At 59.2% G+C, this 19,204-nt stretch carries 17 protein-coding genes and 1 pseudogene; 6 read left to right on the top strand and 12 right to left on the bottom strand.

Going from position 1 to position 19,204, the window contains the following annotated elements; genetic code table 11:
* Positions 1–209 precede the first annotated feature (209 nt).
* The gene (locus B3520_RS16045) at positions 210–1,769 is read left to right on the top strand and encodes a cation:proton antiporter family protein (protein WP_123638121.1); all 1,560 of its coding nucleotides are present in this window, start codon (positions 210–212) and stop codon (positions 1,767–1,769) included.
* Here B3520_RS16045 and B3520_RS16040 read toward each other — a convergent pair whose 3' ends face one another.
* Positions 1,770–2,477 (bottom strand): glutamine amidotransferase-related protein, encoded by a 708-nt coding sequence (locus tag B3520_RS16040; protein ID WP_170162880.1) that lies wholly within the window; start codon positions 2,475–2,477, stop codon positions 1,770–1,772.
* A gap of 22 nt (positions 2,478–2,499) precedes the next feature.
* The gene (locus B3520_RS16035; protein ID WP_286804851.1) at positions 2,500–3,459 is read right to left on the bottom strand and encodes an HPP family protein; all 960 of its coding nucleotides are present in this window, start codon (positions 3,457–3,459) and stop codon (positions 2,500–2,502) included.
* A gap of 106 nt (positions 3,460–3,565) precedes the next feature.
* On the opposite strand from B3520_RS16035, the gene trhA reads away from it, so the two are divergent.
* Complete coding sequence (trhA, locus tag B3520_RS16030) at positions 3,566–4,225, top strand: PAQR family membrane homeostasis protein TrhA (protein ID WP_286804850.1); 660 nt, start codon at positions 3,566–3,568, stop codon at positions 4,223–4,225.
* 28 nt (positions 4,226–4,253) lie between these two features.
* Here the strand turns inward: trhA and B3520_RS16025 are convergent, their stop codons facing one another.
* The 8 genes from B3520_RS16025 to B3520_RS15990 form a co-directional block, all read right to left on the bottom strand.
* The gene (locus B3520_RS16025) at positions 4,254–4,568 is read right to left on the bottom strand and encodes a hypothetical protein (RefSeq protein ID WP_286804849.1); all 315 of its coding nucleotides are present in this window, start codon (positions 4,566–4,568) and stop codon (positions 4,254–4,256) included.
* Positions 4,568–4,957 carry a PH domain-containing protein gene (locus B3520_RS16020; protein ID WP_286804847.1) on the bottom strand — a complete coding sequence of 130 codons (390 nt, stop codon included), beginning with the start codon at positions 4,955–4,957 and terminating at the stop codon, positions 4,568–4,570. The genes B3520_RS16025 and B3520_RS16020 overlap by 1 nt, the downstream gene beginning before the upstream one ends.
* Positions 4,958–5,055: 98 nt before the next feature.
* Complete coding sequence (locus tag B3520_RS16015) at positions 5,056–7,395, bottom strand: sialidase family protein (RefSeq protein ID WP_286804845.1); 2,340 nt, start codon at positions 7,393–7,395, stop codon at positions 5,056–5,058.
* Positions 7,396–7,470: 75 nt separating this feature from the next.
* Positions 7,471–8,223, bottom strand: a complete 753-nt coding sequence (locus B3520_RS16010) for an energy transducer TonB (protein WP_286804844.1) — start codon at positions 8,221–8,223, stop codon at positions 7,471–7,473.
* Positions 8,220–8,636, bottom strand: coding sequence for an ExbD/TolR family protein (locus B3520_RS16005; RefSeq protein ID WP_024461072.1), 417 nt, complete (start codon positions 8,634–8,636; stop codon positions 8,220–8,222). Before B3520_RS16005 ends, B3520_RS16010 begins: the two co-directional genes overlap by 4 nt.
* 30 nt (positions 8,637–8,666) lie before the next feature.
* Entirely contained in the window at positions 8,667–9,062 is a 396-nt protein-coding gene (locus B3520_RS16000) for an ExbD/TolR family protein (protein ID WP_123638128.1), read from the bottom strand.
* Complete coding sequence (locus B3520_RS15995; RefSeq protein ID WP_286804843.1) at positions 9,052–9,795, bottom strand: MotA/TolQ/ExbB proton channel family protein; 744 nt, start codon at positions 9,793–9,795, stop codon at positions 9,052–9,054. The genes B3520_RS16000 and B3520_RS15995 overlap by 11 nt, the downstream gene beginning before the upstream one ends.
* Positions 9,796–9,887: 92 nt before the next feature.
* A complete protein-coding gene (locus B3520_RS15990) occupies positions 9,888–11,219 on the bottom strand; it encodes an alkaline phosphatase PhoX (protein WP_286804842.1) in 1,332 nt (443 codons plus the stop codon).
* Positions 11,220–11,562: 343 nt separating this feature from the next.
* Between B3520_RS15990 and B3520_RS15985 the strand changes: the two genes are divergently transcribed.
* The 4 genes from B3520_RS15985 to B3520_RS15970 all read left to right on the top strand — a co-directional run bounded on the left by B3520_RS15985 (position 11,563) and on the right by B3520_RS15970 (position 17,565).
* Positions 11,563–14,400, top strand: a complete 2,838-nt coding sequence (locus B3520_RS15985; RefSeq protein ID WP_286876429.1) for a TonB-dependent receptor — start codon at positions 11,563–11,565, stop codon at positions 14,398–14,400.
* A 167-nt stretch (positions 14,401–14,567) separates the two neighbouring features.
* On the top strand, positions 14,568–15,650 hold the full coding sequence (locus tag B3520_RS15980) for an SO_0444 family Cu/Zn efflux transporter (protein WP_286804840.1): 1,083 nt from the start codon (positions 14,568–14,570) through the stop codon (positions 15,648–15,650).
* 519 nt (positions 15,651–16,169) lie between these two features.
* Positions 16,170–17,225, top strand: a complete 1,056-nt coding sequence (locus B3520_RS15975; protein WP_286804839.1) for a glycoside hydrolase family 11 protein — start codon at positions 16,170–16,172, stop codon at positions 17,223–17,225.
* Between the two features lie 73 nt (positions 17,226–17,298).
* Positions 17,299–17,565 (top strand): hypothetical protein, encoded by a 267-nt coding sequence (locus B3520_RS15970; protein WP_286804838.1) that lies wholly within the window; start codon positions 17,299–17,301, stop codon positions 17,563–17,565.
* Between the two features lie 21 nt (positions 17,566–17,586).
* Here the strand turns inward: B3520_RS15970 and B3520_RS15965 are convergent, their stop codons facing one another.
* Positions 17,587–18,300, bottom strand: a complete 714-nt coding sequence (locus B3520_RS15965; RefSeq protein WP_286804837.1) for a GntR family transcriptional regulator — start codon at positions 18,298–18,300, stop codon at positions 17,587–17,589.
* Positions 18,301–18,401: 101 nt separating this feature from the next.
* Positions 18,402–19,204, bottom strand: a pseudogene (locus B3520_RS15960) (alpha-glucuronidase); the annotation flags it as partial.

Below are 19,204 nucleotides of genomic sequence, written 5' to 3'. Positions count from 1 at the left end.
TTGCCAGCAACTACAAGTCCTATTTTGTGGCAAACGACCCGGACGCCTGCACTTACTGATGATGCACCGGGGTGAGTGACCGGCCATCCCTCATTGACCATCTCGCTTGAGCCGCCGTCCGAGTCCGGGCGACGGCTTTTTTATTGGCGTTGGTCAGATATACTAGCCACCCGTATACTGGACCCCTTGTTTCACCATCGGAGCTTTTCATGCTGGAAGCCGTCTGGATCGCATTTGCCTTCACCCTGGGATTTCTGGTTCACCGGATGGGCCTGCCCAACCTGATCGGCTACCTGGCCGCCGGCTTTGCCATCAGTGCGGTCGCCCCGGCACTGAACCTCCCCGAAGAGAATGGCGAAATACTGGATCATATCGCCCACCTGGGTGTGCTGTTGCTGCTGTTTACAGTGGGCTTGAAGTTGCGCTTGCGCAACCTGGTGCGCCCGGAGGTGATCGGCGGCGGGCTGCTGCATTTTACCGTGTCCTGTCTGGTGCTCGCCCCGGCGTTTTATCTGTTTATGGATATCTCGCCCTACACCGCCGGCATGCTGGCGGTGGCGCTGGCATTCTCCAGCACCGTGCTGGCGGCCAAGGTGCTCGACAGCAAGCGAGAGTTGCGCGCCTTTCACGGACGGGTGGCCATCGGCATTCTGATTGTGCAGGACCTGATCGCCCTGGTGGTCATGGCCTTTGCCAACGGCGAGACGCCCTCCTGGTGGGCGCTGCTGATTTTCGCTCTGCCGCTGTTGCGTCCGGTGTTCTATCGCCTGCTCGACATGAGTGGCCACGACGAGTTGCTGATGTTGCTGGGCTTGCTGTTGGCACTGGCCGTAGGTGGCCAGGGGTTCGAGTCTGTGGGACTCAGCTCCGAACTGGGAGCGCTGGCCTTTGGCGCCCTGCTGGCCAATCACCCGCGCGCGACCGAGCTGTCCAACTCGCTCTGGAGCGTAAAAGAACTGTTTCTGGTAGGTTTCTTTCTGCAGATCGGCATGGAGGGGTTGCCCGACGCCGACATGCTGATTTTTGCCGCCATCATGACGCTGGTGCTGCCCCTCAAGGGGCTGCTGTTCTTCGTATTGCTGCTGGCTTTCAAGCTGCGCGCCCGCAGCGCCTTTCTGACTGGCCTGAGCCTGAGTAACTACAGCGAGTTTGGCCTGATCGTCGCCAGTGTTGCGCTGCCGGAGTGGCTGGTGCCGATTGCCATTACCCTGGCGTTTTCCTTCGTGCTCTCCGCACCGCTCAACCACATCGCCCATCCGCTCTACGAGAAGCTGGCCAACCGCCTGCAGAAGCTGGAACGGGATAGCTGGCATCCGGACGAGCAGCCGATCTCCCTGGGTGATGCCGAGGTGGTGGTGATGGGTATGGGCCGCACCGGTGCCGCCGCCTACGAACGCCTGCAGAAGCAGGGCTATAAATTGATTGCCCTGGATTCGGACCCCGGCAAGGTGGACAAACACCGTAAGGCGGGACGCAATATTCTGTTCGCAGACGCCGAGGATCAGGCCTTCTGGCAGGGGTTGGACATGACCCAGATCAAGGCGGTGGTCCTGAGCATGAGCGACTCGGAAGCGAAGATCATTTCCGCCAAAAAACTGCGCAGCAATGGCTTTGAGGGCTATATCGTTTCCCATAGCCTGTACGAGGATGAAGCCAACCGCATCGACGCCGCTGGCGCCAACCGGACTTACCTGACGATGAACGAGGCGGGCACCAGCCTGGCCGAGCACATCTGTCAGTACATGCAGACCGGCCGGGCCGAGCACTGATCAGGCGACGGCCTGCTCAAGGAACCGGCGCATCCACTGGCCAACACGCTCACCCTGGTGAGGAACCGAGTAGCTTTCAAGCACCCTGGCCAGGTGGTCTGGCGTAAGTTCCTGTTTGCGGTACTGCAACAGGGCCTGAGCGTAGTCCACGCTGAATTCCGGATGGCCCTGAATGGCCAGAACCCGACCGGGGATATGGAAGGCCGCGTTCGGACAGAAGTCGTTACTGAGCAGACGTTCGGCGTCGGGCGGTAAGCGGGTCACCTGGTCGCGGTGGCTGATGATCAACGATACCGATTCGGCATCATCCACAAACGGTGGCTTGGTCAGCAACGGATAGGTCATCACCCCCAGGCCCCAACCGGTGTCCGCGCGCCCGGCCTCTCCACCCAGCGCGTGCGCCAGCAGTTGATGGCCAAAACAGACACCCACCATCGGTTTACCCGCCTCGAACAGCGCCCGGACATACTCACGCAGTCGGCGAATCCAGGGCTCATCGGAAAAGGCATCGTACTGGCTGCCGGTGATCAGGTAGGCATCATACTGATCCATGTCCGAGGGATAGTCGCCCTCAATGACCCTGAAAATGTCCATCTCCCAATCGAGCTGTTGACGCTCGAACAGCGCCTCAAACATTCGGCCGTAGCTGTGGTACTTAGGCTGCAACGCCTCTCTCAGAATATCCGCATCCAGAATGGCCAATCGCATGCACTGACTCCCGTCTTGTTGATCAACTGCCGCCCAGCTTAACCCACCTTCCGCCGGATTCCACCACTTCGAAGCGCGCCCACTGCCTGAATTCTTCCCGCTGACAAATGCCGGTCTCATAGGCGTTGGCGCCGGCGACGTTTTTATAGATCACCTGATCCCGGCGCTGTTCCGCGGCATCCGCCGCATCAACGACTTGCCTCACACACCAGCGATTCCCCAACTCTCCGTTACTGTAGAAACGACCGGCATCAATTCGCTGCGGGTGCTCGACCTGCTGCTCGGCGTGTTCGCGTGCCAGCTGCGTCAGCTCCACCAGCTCTTCCGTTGTAATGTCGACGTAGGAATTCAGCTGCTCCATGGCGGCCGCCAGATCTTCCTGACTGAGGGTGATGGAGCCGACTTTGGGCGGCGCGTGTCTGGTATGGTCCAGGCGGCGACTCCAGTGGGCCGGATAGCGGCGCCACGCGAAAAAGCTGTTGAACACCACCGCCGTGGCCACCAGGGTGAGCGCATTCAGGGCCACCGGGGTGATCACATAGTGGTAACCCATGGAATGTACACTGGCCCCACCGATGACCGCCACCAGAGCGGTGGCACCGCCCGGCGGATGAATGCAGCGCAGGTAATGCATGGCGGCCACCGCCAGCCCAACGGCCAGGGCCGGCGTCCAGAGCGTACCGGGGAACAACTTTTGGCAACTGACCCCGACTATTGCGGAGACCAGATGGCCGCCAATCACCGCCCAGGGTTGGGACAATGCCCCGTGCGGTACGGCAAACAGCAGTACCGCCGAAGCGCCCATGGAGGCGAGCATCAACAGGGCACCGACGTCGGCCAGATACCAGTGGGAGAAACCATAGACCGCCAGAATGCCCACGAAGGCACCCAGTGCCGATAGCAGCTTTTCGCTGTGACGGGTCCGGTTGCGCTCAATGCCAAGATAGGCAAGAATTTCTCGCCAGAGAGAGGAGATAGACACCAAACTGTCCTTATGCACCAAAAAAGTGCGCATAGTATCATTAGCCGGACCACCATGCGTCGGTTATGCTGGCGCTCAGCATAGGAATTCACGTCGGGAGCACTTGATGAACACAGCCACTCAGGCTCTGAAGGGCCGCTTGCAGACGGTGGGCGAAGAAGCCGCCAATACCATCAGCCACGGGATCGGCCTGATTGCCGCCATTATTGCCACACCGTTCATGGTGGCCCGGGCCATTCGCCTGGAGGACCCGGCCTTTGTGGTGGGCGTCAGCATCTTCTGCGCGACCATGATCGTGCTGTACCTGGCCTCCTCCGTGTACCACATGCTGCCGCAGGGACGGGCCAAACGGATTTGCAAGGACATCGATCACTCGGCCATTTACCTGCTGATTGCCGGCACTTACACCCCCTTTACACTGGGCGCCTTGAGCGGCCCCTGGGGTTGGACGCTGTTTGGCATCATCTGGGTGCTGGCGGCTTTTGGGGTGTTGATGAAGAGCCTGAGGAAGCTGCACCACCCGGTACTCTCGGTGGGGCTGTACCTGGTCATGGGCTGGATGGTGCTGGTGGCCATGCACCCGCTAACCCGCGAGGTACCGGCCGCCGGTATCGCTTGGTTAGTGGCGGGTGGCGCATCTTATACGCTGGGTGTGGTGTTCTATGTGCTGGACTCGAAGGTCAAGTTCGCCCACTTTGTCTGGCACCTGTTTGTGTTGGGCGGCACCCTATGCCACTTTGTCGCGGTGTTTGGTTATGCCCACTGAGGTGGGTCAAGCGACTTGAAACAGACGATCAAAAAATCCAGGCGATCATCAACCAGAAAATCACAAAAAACAGGAAGAAGCCCAGCAGCATAAACTGCAACTCCCCCAACAGGCCGTCGCCGGAAGCCACGGCGAAGACCAGAAACAGCACGACGGTGACAAAGAAGGAGACAATGGCGGCGGTTTTCAGCCCCATGCCGGGTTCCAGATAGGACGCGGAGAATTCGGCCAGGGAGGGCAAAAGCAACATCGCCGCCACGCCCACCAACACCACCAGCGAAACCAGGACAATGGCAATCTTGCGGGATTCGTTCCTGTCCTTGCGATCTTCTTCCCCCACCATTACCGGGCGCCTCCGTTCTGGCGGGCCTTGATCAATTCGCGCACCCGGTTGGGTTCGGGCATCCCCTTGGCTTCGATTTCAGGTTGGTCACCAGCGGTGTAGATCTGGATCGTACCCACGCCAAAAATGCGATTGAAAAAACTCTGGTTGACCCGCACGGTGCGAATGCCCGAAATACTGAACTCGGCCCGGTTTTTACTGAGCAGGCCCTGTTCGTACAGAATGTCGTGCTCTTTCACCGTCAGCAGTGAGCCTTTACACTGCAAATACCACCAGAGCAGAATCAGCAGCCCCAGCCCGAAAACCGGAATCAGCAACAGGCTGACGATAAAACCGATGGGGTTGTTCTTGAACATGGCGGGGTGTTCGGAGTACAGGGGTTCGCTCATGGCAGGCTCCTTGTTCTTGGGTCAATGAGCTTGATAATAGCACTCCCGTGCGCCCCCTGCAGCCGGGGTGGTTCACACCCCGGACGATTCACTGAACTTCAGCGTGCCTTGAGTGGCAGCTCCCGGTAGCGGTTCTTGCCGGAGCCACCATCGGCGCCGCCGTCATAGACGTAGCCATAAGCCGCAGAAGCTTCATTCCGTTTGACCAGCGCACCGCGCACCCACTGCACCGATTCATCGTCGACCAACAACCGGGCTTCACTCCAGTCGCCCTCACCACCGTGTTCGGTGTGGTAGAGGTGGCCGGTATCCTCCTCAATAAACAGCACCTGGACACTGTTGCCATAGGCGATGGCGTCCGCCCCGGTCTGATCGGCGTCAACGGCGTTCTGGACCACGGTGCGGTCGCTCACCTGAACCGGGTCACTCCAGTTGCCCTTGGCGTCGAGCCGCCGCTCACAGAGATAGCCGTCCGCCCGCCGATAAATCATCACGACCGTTTCGGACTCCGGCTGATACACCAGGGGCAGAATGGAGCCGATATCTTCACTATCGGTGCCGAGTCCCTCCGCGATGGTTTGCCGCTCGGTCAGTTCATCATTGGGTAGTAATTGACGGTAGAACGCCCTGCCGTCATCGCCGGTGTAAGCCAGGTGCACCACACCATGCTTGCCGAGCACCAGCGCCGGGCCTGACAGAGCCGGACCGATGTCGGCATCAATCACGGTTTCCTCGCTCCAGTCACCCTCGGGTGAGCGGGTGCGGGAGTGAATTTTATCGGGGCCACCGTATACCGCCACCACGCTACCATCGGAGCGCACAGCGATATCGGCCACCTGGGTAGGTGGCTCTTCGGGGGAGGCCAGTCGTTCGTCGCGAATGGCCCAGGTATCCGGTTGCTCGGGGTGATCTGAGGTGCGGAACACGTGATAGAACACATGATCGGAGGTCTGGTGCAGCATATGGATCCTGTCGTCCACCCGAACCGAGGCGAAGCCTTCCAGGTCGCCGGTTTTGGGGCGGTGTGCGCCATCCACTTCGTACCAGCTCTCTCCACCATTGGTGGACTTGACAGTCATCAGGGCATTCCAGGTTTCCGCCGGTTCCATCAGAAAGTAAAGATCGCCATTGCTCGCCTCCCAGGGGCCGATGCGCATGGGCGTTTCCACAAAGGTACCTCCCAGGTGACCATCGGCGACTTCAAGGGTTACCGAGGCCAGCACCTCCGACGCCAGTGGCTCTCCCGTCTGATCCACCAGCCGATACTCGAAACGGTCACCGGACTCGTTGAGGGCGGCTTCGTCGGAAAAGCGGCGAATCACGATGGGAAATTCCCATTCACTGTGCCCGCCCTCAGGTGACCAGACCGGTGTACGATCCGCGAAGCTGACGCCGGCACCACCGGTGAACGGTAGCAGGGAGACGCTTAACAGATCCCGGGTTGGGGCACCGTGCCCGAACGATGCGCTGGCCATAATACTGGTGCGAGGCGAGTGAGGTTGGCCTTCCACCACCAAGGCCCGCACGTCCGCCCGACTTCCTTGCGGCACATACAGTCCGGCGACGGAAGGGGGAATGTCCCGTTTGAGGTTTTCCGTAAAGACCAGTGCCTCATCATGGTATTCCACGATCAGGTCCTGGCCCGCCAGGATCAGTTTCAGCTCAAACCACTGTCCGGGTTTGATGTCGAACGGGTGAGTGGCGAGTGTGGACTCCATACCTTCACTGACGCGGACCACCTGCACGGCGTCACCGGCTTTTACGTCCACGCGCAAATAGTTTTCAGCATCCTCATAACCGAACACGACGCCTGCCTGGGCGTCCACCTCTGGCAGGCGCAGGTCAACCGCGAACTCCAGTGGCTCCCAATGGGTTTCATAGCGCCCCAGGGCCAACAGTGCCAAGTCGTCAGACTGAAGCGTCAGGTGTCCTTCATCGCCATTCGCTATCCAGGACAGCGCCGAGGCGTCGCCGCTGATGAGGTGCCAGAGCTCGTCCATCGCGTCACTGGGCTGGCGATCAAAATCGAGTTCGTACACTTTGGCGGGCTGCGGGAAATTTTCGGCCCCCAGGGGCTCCCACTCGCCATTATTGCGGCGTACGTCAAGCGGGTAACGACGCGCGGTGTTATCCGCTTCGGTGGCTTCGACTTCAAAGCGAATCCGGAAGGGCTCATCGGCGAACACGGTGGCCGGCTCGTTGGTGTCGCTGGCCCAACCACCATCGTCATTCAGCGGCAAACCGAACTCCGAGCGCACTCGAAACGCGGTTTGCCGATCGATTTCCGTTTGGGCTACGGGTTGATTTTGTTTAGGTCCGGTATTGTTGCAACCCAGTAAAAGCAACGCGCTCAGCGCACCGGCCAACAGCGGGACTATGACGCGAGGCTGGCGCGCCACAGAGCCCATAGTCGGCGCAACATTCATGATGTGGTTCATGGTTTTCCTCAGGACGTACGTTTGTCTATTTCGACATGGATTCAGGCTGACAGTGTCCGGTGAAGATACCGTCGGTCAATTCAGTCGGAAGTACACCGGCAGCGTCCAGGTCATGCGGCTCTGGGCGATGTCATCGGGCATCTTGGGCAAGGGGTTGGCCTTTTCGAGCATTTCTTCAACCGCTTCGTCCAGGCTGTTGTGCCCGGTCGGACGCATCAGTTCGTAATCGAGGATGTTGCCGTCCCGGTCAAAGGTGAATGACACCATGGCCATGCCCTGCTCGGCCTTGCGACGGGCCCTCATGGGATACTCTTTGTGGCGTTCCAACCAAGCGCTGACCTGGGTGCGGTAATCCGGCGGCGCATCCTGAATGCCGCCCGTCGCACCGGCCTGCTGCCGATCCGCGGTGCGTTTGGCCTCCTGATCGCTGTGCTCATCAGCGGACTCGGTCGACTCGTCCGTCTCTACGATCTGTTCCGGCTCGGGTTGAACCTCGGGTTCAGGCTCCGGTTCGGGTTTTGGCTCCGGCTCAGGTTCTGGTTCCGGCTCCGGTTGTGGTTCTGGCTCCTCCTCGGGTTCCGGCGTTTTGACCGGAGATTCCAGAGGCTCAGGTTCCGGCTGCGGCTGAGGTTCGGGCTCGGGGGCCGGCGTCGGCTGAGCTGGCTTGGGTGGCGGTGCCAGCGCGATGGTGATCGACTGGGCCCCGGGATCTTCCGCGCGGTGCACGGTTTCCCGGTCTGAATCCAGACGCACCATGGCCAGGGTGTGCACAGCAAACGCCAGGGATAGGGCCAACAGCCAGTGGACGGGTCGCGGTTGTTGAATCATTCGCTTTCAGTCAGTAGTTGAATCTGGGCAACACCGCCGGCACGCAACTCGGCCAACAGTTCGGTCAGGACGCGGGCTTCCAGTCGGCGATCAGCGCGCACCTGCAAGGGAGCCTCAGGCTGCTCGCGCTGGGCAAGACGTTCCGCTAATCCGGCCGGCTCTATGGCCTCGCCCATCCAGGCCAAGCGCCCATCGGCACCAATGGCCAGGTATTCCGGCTGGCTGTCCAGTGCCTCAGCGTGACGAGTGGTGGCAGGGGTCACGGCAAACGGTGGTTCCTGGATCAGGGTGCCGCTGACCATAAAAAAGATCAGCAACAGAAAAACCACATTGATCAGCGGCAGGACATTGTCCTCCGCATTGGTGGTTCGCCGGGGAATGGGCGGCAGGGAGAAATCGGTCTGTTTCAACATAGCGAGGTTTCGGTTACAGCGGTGGACAGATCAATCAGCGGTTTCGCCCAGCGCCAACGCCTGAATACCGGCATGGCCCAACTGGTCAAAGCTGTCGATCAATTCATGGAGCCTGACGCCATCCTCAGCGCGCAGTATCACCGAAGAAATACGCTCAGCCTCCAGGTCCCGAGTCAGTTGCTCTGCCAGTGCCTGGAGCGGATACGTTTGCTCGTCATAACGAAATTCTCCGTCGCCCAACAAATAGATATCGGCTGCGGGAATATCGTCATTGCTGGCCGTTTCACTACCGGTCGCCAACTCCAGGCCACTCCATTGGGCGAGGCTGGAGGCAAGCATAAAAAACAGCAGCAGGTTGAACACCACATCAATCAGTGGTGTCAGGCTGACGCTACGCTTACGACGGGGAGCGACTTCAATTTGCACCGGCCAGGGCCCCTTCCAACGAAGCGGACTTGGTGCGTTGTCCGGCTTTCGACGAGTTGCGCTCGCTCACCGATGGTTCGGTGCTATCAGCGGTGACGCGGTTGAAAACCCGACTGGTAAACACGCGACCCAGCGCATCCTGCATATCTTCGTGCAGGCGCTCGACACTGCGCTCCAGAAAGTTCAGAGCCGCCACCGTCGGAATCGCCACCACCAGACCCACGGCGGTGGTCAGCAGCGCTTCCCAGATACCGCCGGAGAGGACCGACGGATCCACCTGACTGCCGGCCGCTTCCAACTGGTTGAACGCGGCAATCATGCCAATCACCGTGCCCAGCAAGCCCAGCAACGGGGCGATATTGCCGATCACTTCCAACGGACGAAAATGCCGACGCAGGACATTGATGTCCCGGGCTGCGGTGCGGGCCACTTCTTCCCGCAGGCTGTCTTCGGGAATGCCCGCTTCACTGCCCTTGACCACCAGGTTCATGGCCTGGGCAATGGGGTTGGGCTGGCCTTTCAGACATTCGCCGGCTTTGTGAGTGTCACCCTTGCGCCAGGCGTCTATGGCCGGATCGATAAAACGGCGCTCGCCGAGACGGATGGTGCGGAATTGCCATAACTTCAGTACGACGATCGCCAGGGCGTAAATTGACATCAGCATCAGAACCATCACCACTGGACCACCCAGCTCCAATAATTCCGCTAACGTTGCCAAACTGAAACCGTTCATAATGACCTCTACTTCACTTTCGGTGTTGGTGGATGGCGGCCTTTGGCCTTATCCACCCGACATGGACTTGGTGATCATCGGCGTCGACGTGATTAACCGGCGTCTACAAAAAATGGGCCGCGCAGCTCGTAAATTCGGCCGTCGGTGTGATCGCCCGTGTAACCTTTCTGAGAGCTGAAGTACAGACGCTCGCCATCGGGACTGAATGCCGGACCACAGATTTCCGAGTCACGCTGACCGACCACATTCACCAGTTCAAACGGCGTGATATCGGCACCGACCACCACCAGACGCATTTCGCTACCATCTTCAGCCACCAGCACGTCACCACCGGCGGACACCACCAGATTGTCCACATCGTCAATGCCGGGATTGAAGGCCTGGTCGGACTGTTTGTCGTAAATCAGATCCAGCGTATTGGCGTTGGTATCCAGCGCCCACACTCGGTTATCACCTTTGGTGGTGAAGTACACCATGCCTTCGTGATACCAGCAGCCTTCCCCACCATCAAACCGTTCGGCATCGGCTACCTGTTTCCGGGTGGGCCGTTCGCGGCGTTCGGGATCTTCACCGCCCAGACGGGGAACCGGATTGGGCACTGTGTGCCACTGCACGGGACGGGTCTGCAGCGGATCGTCACCGGTCACGACTGCCACTTCCAGCCGCCCTTTGCTCAGATCGGCACGCCCACCCTCAGGATAGTACTCGGGCACAAAGCGATAGAAGTTGCCGTCCTCGGTATCTTCAGTAAGGTAGATATGACGATGAACCGGGTCCACGGCCGCGGCCTCGTGTTTGAACACACCCAAGAGCGGTGCAGGCACGGCGAGCTGACGACCGGTGGGGTCGCACTCGTAAACCAGGCCTTCATCAATTTCTTCGCAGGTCAGCCAGGTTCCCCAGGGCGTGGGGCCACCGGCGCAATTGTTGGTGGTGCCGGTACAGATGGCGTAACTGTCGACCACCTCGCCTTGCGCGTTAAAGCGCAGTGCACCCACGCCGCCCTGGCGCCAGGCTCCCACTTCGGCGTTGGATACATACACCCAGCCGCCATCGTCCATCGGGAAGGTGGCGCCACCGTCGGGCAGTGCATGCCATACATAATCAGAGCCGGCATAGGCCCGCTGTCCCGTGCGCGCCACTTCGCGAACGGAGAAACCACGAGGCACCATCATTCGGGTGTTCGGATCATTCTCAACCACGACTTCGTGCAAGGTGCCGGCGAGGTTGGGAATGTTGCTGACTTTCTTTTTCAGCGCCAAGGGCTTGGCGGATCGGGGAGAACCCTGGGTGGTGCAACCCCACAGGCCCGGACCGACCGCGAGCACCCCCGAAGCGATCAGACTTCTCTGCAACAGGCGGCGGCGCTGTTCATTGACGAGGCCTTCGCGGTTCCCGGTCGCTTTGCATTCTACGTTTTTCATATCAGACTCAGAAATCCAATGGTTATGACGGCTCACAATAAAACGCCCTGACGCACTCCATCCTGAATGCATCACAGCGCGCTCTGCGTCGATTTTGATGAGTTTGAGTGTGCTCCCGGTATGTGACCCTGGCGTGACTGAACGGTGAACTTAAAGTGACGATTGAGTGACAACGCCGACCACCAGCCTGTCATGAAAGCTTAACCTGCTGTTCAAATGACTGTCGCCCGACTGTCATATGAACCCGCTAGCGTGACGTCCTCTACCACAAAATCCGAGCCACTCCGGAAGAACAGGATGTTCTTCCGGAGATGGTTATTTCTTATGTTCAGGGGATAGCTCAATGTACACGATGAAAGTAAAACACCTATTGCGAGGTCTGTTCGGCCTCTGGCTGGTTGCGCTCTGCGCAGCCGTCCAAGCCCAATCCACAGGGGCCATCAGCGGCCAGGTGACCGACGCCACCGGCGAGTTCACCTTTCCCGATGCGGAAGTCCGTATTGAAGGCCAACGCCGCCGGGAAGTGACCGGTCGCGATGGCAGCTTCCGTTTTAACAATGTGCCGGAAGGCCAGTACGAACTGGTGTCAGAGTACGGCGGTGCCATGCCAGAGCGAGTGGCCGTGACGGTCATCGCCGGCGAAACCGCCGAGGTCAGCATCCGCATCGGTGGTGGCAGCGAGCAGGACAATGCCAATCAGTTGAAAGGTCTGCTGATCGACAGCCAGGCGGCGGGTCAGGCCGCGGCGATCAACCGTCGTCGTCGGGCGCCCTCGGTAATCGACGTGCTGTCGTCAGACTCGGTGGGCAACTTCCCGGACCAGAACGTCGCCGAAGCTCTGCAACGCGCCCCCGGCCTGTCCGTTCAGCGCGACCAGGGTGAAGGCCGTTTTGTGGTCATTCGCGGCATTGATCCGAGCTTCAACTCCACCACCATTAACGGCATGCGTATTCCGGGGCCGGAAGCCGACTCGCGCGCGGTAAACCTCGATGCGATTTCCTCGGATCTGGTGGAATCGGTCGAGATTACCAAGGCCATTACGCCGGATATGGACGGCGACGCCGTCGGCGGTAACATCGAAGTGAAAACCCTGACCGCCTTTGATCTGGGTGGCCGCAGCGGCAGCGTCACGGTGGGTGGCAGCTACAACACCACCAATGAAGAAACCAGCCCGGACATCTCGGCGTCTTACACCGACCTGTTCAGCATTGGCGATGGTGAAGATAACCTGGGGATTGCATTTGCCGTCAGCCAGTTTGATCGCGATACCGTTTCCGACGGCATCGAAGGGGCTCCCTGGGAAATGACCGAAACGCCGGAAGGCAATGAGGTCAACGCTCTGCTGGAAGGTGAACAGCGGGACTACGTTCTGACCCGCAAGCGCACCAGCGTCGCATTGAACTTTGACTATCGCCCGACCGATACCGACGAGTACTATCTGCGCACCATGTACAGCGAGTTCGATGACGCTGAAACCAAAGAAGAGAACATCTTCAAATTTGAGGAAGGCGACATTGAAGGTCTGGATGCGGACAGCGGCGAATTCGTTGGGGCTGAATACGAAAAAGCGCATTCCGACAGCAATAAAATTGTCGATATCACCAGCTACAGCCTGGGCGGTAAGAACGAGCGCAACAACTGGACCTTTGATTACAACCTGGGTTATGCCACGGCCGGTGAAGCGGGCGACCTGGAAATTACCGGTGAGACTCTGGCGGAAGATGTCGCCATGGGTTACGACAAGTCCGGTGATGCCCAGCAGCCGCTGCTGTACGTTATTGGCGATCAGGGCAGCAACGCCAGCGACTTCATTCTCGAGTCCGCCGAAGGTGAAAGCGTGTTCAACGAAGAGCGCGAACTGGCGGTTGCCTTCAACGCCCAGCGCGATGTGATGTTCGGTGAAGTGCCGGGCTTCATCAAGTTCGGTGCCAAGACCCGTCAGCGCGAAAAAGAAAACAATATCGACATCAGCATTTACGAAGATTTTGGTGATACCTACAGTATTGCCGACTTTGCCCAGGACTCGCCCGTGGACTATCCGCCCCGGGGCGATTTTGGCCCGGCGGTGGATCGTGACAAGTATCGCGACTTCTTCTACGGTAACCGCGATAACTTCGAACTGAATGCCGAAGACAGCCTGATCGATAGTGCGGCCGAGGACTACGATATCGAAGAAGACATCAACGCCGCCTATGTCATGGCCCAAGCCGAGTTCAAGCGCCTGACCGTGATTGGTGGTGTGCGTGTGGAAGAAACCGACTACGCGGCCCGGGGCACCCAGGTGACGATCGACGAAAACGTCAATGACGGCGAACCCCAGTTGAACGCTTTCTCAGACAGCAAAAGCTACTCGCATGTACTGCCCAGCCTGCACCTGAACTACGCGCTGCAGGACAACATGGCCGTGCGGGCCGCGCTGACCAGCACCATCGCCCGTCCGGGATTTGAAGCCGCCGGTCCCTGGCAGATCATCGAAATCGAAGGCTCCGGTGATGACATCGAGCGGGTCGCTGAAACGGGTAACCCGGACCTGGAGCCACTGGAGTCCACCAACTTTGACCTGCGCTGGGAATACTATCCCACTGGGGTAAGCCTGATGTCCGCCGGTTTCTTCTACAAGGACATCAGCAACTACTTCCTGACCGCCAATGTCGCCGGTGAAGCCCCGTTTGAAGCCTTTGATGAGGTGACTCAGACCATCAATGGCGGGGATGCCGAGCTCTACGGTATCGAGTTGGCCTATATCCGTCAGTTCGATTTCCTGCCGGGACCCTGGGACGGTCTGCTGCTGGATGCCAGCTACACCTTCACTGACAGTGAATCCGACCTGCCCGAGCGCGACAGCGGTATCCCCCTGCCCGGCCAGTCTGACCACATTGCCAGCTTTGCTCTGGGCTATGAGAAGCACGGCTTCAACATTCGCGTCGCCGCGGCCTACCGCAGCGAGTTTTTCGAAGAAACCGATGACGCTTCCGATCCGATGTTTGACCGCTACCAGGACAACCACCTGCAAGTGGACATCACCAGTAAGTACCGGATCAACGACATGGCCCAGGTGTATATGAACCTGGTCAACATCAATGACGAGCCGCTGTACGCTTACTGGGGCAGCTCTGAATTCAACTCCCAGTACGAAGAATACGGCCCCACCATTGAAGCCGGCGTGCGTCTGGACTTCTAAGCGCCGAATTTCAGGGGCCCATAGGCCCTTGACGTCAGCCCCCCGGTGCGCCGGGGGGCTTTTTTTTGTCTCCCCACTCTCCCGACCGCATCCCATGTCCCATGGGTGTACACTGGTCCCATAATCTCCCTTGGCCTGTCACCAGACCGGTTCTGGAGTCTCTTGCTATGGTGGTACTCGAACAGATTCTGAACGTTGCCCTGACCGCTGCGCCCTGGCTGCTGGCCGGCCTGTTGGCCGCAGCATTGATCAAAGCCCTGATTCCTGAGGCTGCCCTGTTGCGCTGGGTGGGCGGTCAGGGACTGGCCAGCGTCAGCCGCGCTGCGGTAATGGGTGCGCCACTGCCTCTTTGCTCCTGCGGCGCGATTCCCACCGCCTTTGCCCTACACCGGGGCGGCGCGGGGCGGGGGCCCACCACCGCTTTTCTGATCGGCACACCGGGGATTGGTGTGGACTCTATTGCCATCACCTATGCCCTGTTGGGTCCCTTCATGCTGGTCGCCCGAGCCACTGGCGCCGTCGTTACCGCCATTGCCACCGGCCTGTTGGTGACCCTGGCGGACCACGCCCCCCGGACGAGGTCCGCCACGTCAGGACACCATGAGCCCAAAAGGCACGTCGGCGACGAGGCAGGCTGCTGCCAGAGCAACACCTGTGGCACCCGCCCGGTTGCAGCGGGGTCGAATGCCGAGACCACACAGACCTCCCTGTCCCGTCGACTGCGGGACGGGTTGCGCTATGCGTTTGCCGACCTGCTGGATGATATCAGCCGCTGGTTGGCGGCCGGTCTGGTGATCGCTGGCATTCTGATGGCGCTGGTGCCGCCTCAGGCCCTGGCCGAGCACGGCAGCGGCCTTCCCGCCATGTTTCTGATGGCGATTGTCGGTATACCGTTGTATCTGTGTGCCACCGCTGCCACCCCCATTGCCGCAGGCATGCTGGTGGCAGGCGTCTCGCCCGGAACCGCCCTGGTGTTTCTCCTCGCGGCCCCCATTACCAGCATGGCCACCCTGGCCGTCATGCGCAAAGAAATGGGCGCCGCCGTCATGGCGCTGTATCTGCTGGGGATTCTGGTATCGACGGTTCTTGTCGGACTGGTGGCGGATCAGACCGTGCAGTGGTTGGGTATCGCCCCTGAGGCCCAGGTAGGTGCCACCGGAGAACTTCTGCCAACCTGGTTCGAGGCGGTCGCGCTGGCGGTGCTTGCCGCGCTGGCAATAACGCCATTGCGAAGACGAGTGCTGTTCTGAATACGGTTACATGTTGTCGGTCAGCTTATATCAATTCGCAATATCGGGCGTTTATTTTGGCGACAAACCACGGATTTTGACATCCGCTTTTCAGATAACCTGACGATCGGCCGGATACCGCCTCCAAGTCGTTCCACAACTGCTTTTGGCAAAAATTCCAGCGCCGCTCCTTGTCAGCCTTCCGACCACAGCTTGTTATAGTCTTTCTGAATATATAAACATGAAACAACCTTTTTACATTTATGGTTAATTTGACTTTAAGTCGTCTCGAGTCAACACTTCCCGACACTGATTCAACCTCAGATCACACTGAGGATTAAAAAGGACCTACTCGGGCCTGACGGGTGCATGCTAACCAACAATAATCATAACGCGACCCCAGCCCATGAGTCAGTGATGTACTGTCAAACCTGACAAGGCCTCTAACGTGGCGGGCGTTCACAGTGACGAAAGCCTGTTTCGTCGATTACGGCGGATAGCCCGTGACGAAAAAAATAACTCAATCACGAGGATCAAAGTATGCCTTTATTTGAAACCAACGCCGGGGCGAGAAGCTGGATAAAATCTCTCTCTACCGCCCTGCTCACCTGCTCGGCCGTGCTGGGTATCTCGGCAGCCAATGCCCAGACCATTTGTGACAATCAGACCGGCACCAACGGTGGCTACTACTACACTCACTGGACCGATGGCGGCGGCTCCGCCTGCATGACGCTGGGCTCCGAAGGCAACTACGGCTACGAGTGGTCCAACACCGGCAACTTTGTTGGCGGCAAGGGCTGGAGCACCGGGGCGTCCAACCGGATCATCGGGTACAACGCCGGTAACTACTCGCCTTCAGGCAACTCGTATCTCACCCTCTATGGCTGGAGTACCAACCCTCTGGTGGAATACTACGTGGTGGATAGCTGGGGCAGCTGGCGGCCACCGGGTGGCACTTCGGTAGGCACTGTGTCCACCGACGGTGGCACCTATGACCTGTATCGCACCCAGCGGGTCAATCAGCCTTCCATCGAAGGCAACACAACCTTCTATCAGTACTGGAGCGTCCGGACCTCCAAGCGTCCACAGGGCAACAACAACACCATCACGTTCCAGAATCACGTTGACGCCTGGGCCAACCAGGGCTGGTACCTGGGAACCCACAATTATCAGGTCATGGCGACAGAAGGTTACCAGAGCAGCGGCAGCGCCAATGTGTCGGTCTGGGAATCCGGCACTGGTGGTGGCGGTGGCGGCAGCACCGGGGGCAACGAGATCGTGGTGCGCGCGCGCGGCACAAATGGCGATGAACAAATCAGCCTGCGCGTTGATAACAACACCGTGGCCACCTGGACCCTGTCCACCAACATGAGCAACTATACCTGGAACGGAAGCGCGACCGGCGGCATCACTGTGGAGTATGGCAACGACGCCAGCGGTCGGGATGTGCAGGTGGATTACATTCAGGTCAACGGCGCCACCCGTCAGTCTGAGAATCAGAGCTACAACACCGGAGTCTGGCAAAACAACCAGTGCGGTGGCTCCAATAGTGAATGGCTGCACTGCAACGGTGCCATAGGCTACGGCAACCTGTAACTCACTTACTGACCACCAGGTCGTTCTACCGGGGAGTGTGTCTTGCACTCCCCTTTTTGATGAGTCACCGGCTATGAATCGACTACACCTATCAATTTTCGCGCTAACGCTGAGCAGCGCCAGTTCATTGGTTGTTGCACAAGTGGATATTTACCAAAGCGATGCGTATTCCGTCGAAGAGATGTGTGCCAGGGAGGCCCAGCAGAGCGTAGAAACGGACTATAGTCAGGCATACGAACAGTGCATCGACAAAAATCAGGATAACGAGCTGTATCAGTCACGAGACGGCAACCCCAGCGCTGAGCAAGAGACAACATCCGAACATCATCAGGAAACCTGAAGCGCTACATTCACCCAGGCCTCACTCGTCCTGAAAATACTCCGGATGCTCGCGCGGGATGAGCGTCAGCACCTTGTACACATCCTGCATATGCACGGACATGGCCTTGCGGGCCGCCTCGGGGTCGTGATTTTTCACCGCATTGAGAATATCGCGATGCTGATCGAGCACCCGGTGGTACTGACCACTCATGTGCAGACTGAGGTTGCGCACTCGGTCCATATGGGCTTTTTCGGATTCGATCAATTGCGTAACACGATGATACCCGGTACGCCCCGACAGCGTCTGGTGGAAGTTATCGTCCAGCTTCTGGAACGCCAGGGCGTTATCGTTTTCCGCCGCAATGCGCTGCTCCTCCAGAATGGCTTCACACTCTGCTACCAACTCATCGTCCGCATGCTCGGCCACGTGGGCAATGACGGCCAGTTCCAGCGCCTCGCGAATAAAACGGGCCTCCAGAATGTTCTCCATGCTGAACTTCGAGACGTAGGTGCCCCGCTGGGGGAGTACATCAACAAAACCGATATTGGCCAGCTTGATCAGCGCTTCGCGCACCGGCGTGCGGCTGACACCAAACTGTTCGGCCAGCGCCGTTTCGGGAATCATCTGCCCGGGCTGAAACTCCATGCTGACGATGGCATCCCGGATGAATTCAAAAATCTGAGCGGACACCGACCGGTTGCCAGCGATTCGGCGTTTTTTGGAGGAAGGAATGCTCGCTGCTGACTTTGCCACTATCGCCTCGTCTGGTCAGTTCTTGTCATCGTTTTCCGAGTATACCCCAGAAGAAGCCGGGCCCGACACTCCGTATCGGGCCCGACGGGTTCACCTCTCAATCAATAGTCGACCCGCCGGTCGTTGCCCTTCGGGTGCCAGGGGTCGGGCACGTAGAAGGTGTGCTCCAGCTTTTTATAATGCTCCAGATCGTGCTCCGGCTCCGGCGACCCTTCCGGCAGGGGCAGACCACTGAGGCTCTGGAAGTAACTCACGCAGGAGTCGCGCCAGCGAATGGCGTCGCGCAGCTGTACCTCCAGTAGCGCTTTGACATGCTCGTAGCGCTCCCGGTCGATCAGCCCCTGCACTTTCTCCCATTCGGCCTGCATGTCCCGCACCTGCTGCACGCCCTCGTCGTATTTCAGCACCAGCTCCTCCCAGAGAGTACGGCCGGAGTTCATTTTGTAGCCCCAGCCCACATGGTGAAACCACAGCAGGTAATCTTCGTCGATCTGATCCAGATTGCCGAAATGCTCCCGCACCGGTCCATGGTACTGCTCGATGGCGTTGGAGCCGGATTCGGTACGATCGAAACCGATGCCGTCTTCGTCCGCCCGATGGTAGTACCAGGCGGTCCAGTCCATCCGCTCGGCTTCGTCATACCAGGGCGCCGGACCATAGTGGTGGCCCTGGGCAAAGAGGTGAGTCAGACCCAGCGGATTGCGGTAGTTGACCCCCGCCTCGCGGGAGTACGCCATCACTTCACCAATGGGGTCGAGAAAGCGGCGGTCGTTGGTGAAGGTCATGCGCATCCACTCTTCGGCGATCGCCTCGGAGCTGAGCTCATAGTCCCAGGCCATGCGACCAAAGGCATACCAACTGGACTGAACGAAGGGGTGACCGGTCCAGTTGCGATCGGTCCCGG

This window comes from Marinimicrobium sp. UBA4509, from assembly GCF_002388575.1.
Classification (GTDB): Bacteria; Pseudomonadota; Gammaproteobacteria; order Pseudomonadales; family Cellvibrionaceae; genus Marinimicrobium; species Marinimicrobium koreense.
Note: the sequence above shows the minus strand (reverse complement) of the source record. Positions and strands in the feature narration are given on the sequence as shown.